Source organism: Kistimonas scapharcae (assembly GCF_039540975.1).
Taxonomy (GTDB): Bacteria; Pseudomonadota; Gammaproteobacteria; order Pseudomonadales; family Endozoicomonadaceae; genus Kistimonas; species Kistimonas scapharcae.
Genome location: NZ_BAABFL010000002.1, coordinates 1 through 727 on the forward strand (window position 1 = coordinate 1; position 727 = coordinate 727).

The 727-nt window shown below is 55.0% G+C and carries 2 protein-coding genes; both read right to left on the reverse strand.

From position 1 onward, the window contains the following. Nucleotides 1–3: 3 nt before the first annotated feature. Nucleotides 4–279, reverse strand: coding sequence for a recombinase family protein (locus ABD892_RS00100; RefSeq protein ID WP_345192580.1), 276 nt, complete (start codon nt 277–279; stop codon nt 4–6). Beyond that, nucleotides 272–727 (reverse strand): DUF2924 domain-containing protein (locus tag ABD892_RS00105; protein WP_345192582.1); only part of this gene is annotated, 456 nt, incomplete at its 5' end. The genes ABD892_RS00105 and ABD892_RS00100, both read right to left, overlap by 8 nt.

A 727-nucleotide genomic window follows, 5' to 3' on the forward strand; every position in this document is an offset into this window, starting at 1 on the left:
AAATCAGGCTCGCCAATACGTAAGGTGACGGGGGTGTTCAAGTAGACCAGAATCGGTGTTCAAGTAAACCAGAATATGCACCATGGAACCACCGGAGAAACCCCCGTCGTCGAAATGGTCATCGATCGCAGTCCAGCCCTCATGTTTTTGCGAGGCGATATAAGCGGCAGCCGCCTCCCGCTGGGCGTCCAGACTGTTGAACTCCTGTTCCAGCCCTTCTTCCGAGGATTTGCGGGTATAGATGGCGCAGCGTGTCTTGAGTGGCTTCCCGTTAGTCATTGTATTCCTTCCTCAGTCCAAAAAAAGCCGGTCCATTCCAGTGGGTGCCGGTGATGACCTTGGCGATACGGCTCAGGTTGGTGTAAATCTCACCCCTGTATTCAAAGCCGTTTTTAACCACCAGCACGTTATGCCGTTCACCGTGGTAGTCCCGGGTCAGGCGGGTACCAATGGGTAGCTCTTCCTGACGCTTGCGGGTGATCCTGCCGTTCTTTATTCGCCTGCGCAGTGTTGCCAACGCGTCGTTCGCCCGTTTGCTCAGGCCCCCATGAAAAATCTCCTGTACCCGCCAGGCCAGCCGCATCCTGAGCAGGTTGGGATGCATGGCAGGCGCTGGTTTGAAATAGAGTTCCTGCCACAGATCCTTCAGTTCCCGGGTATTCATTTTCCGGATGCGATCCAGCTGGTGGTCGAGTGCTTCACTGTCGTTCATGGTCGTCTGTTTCCT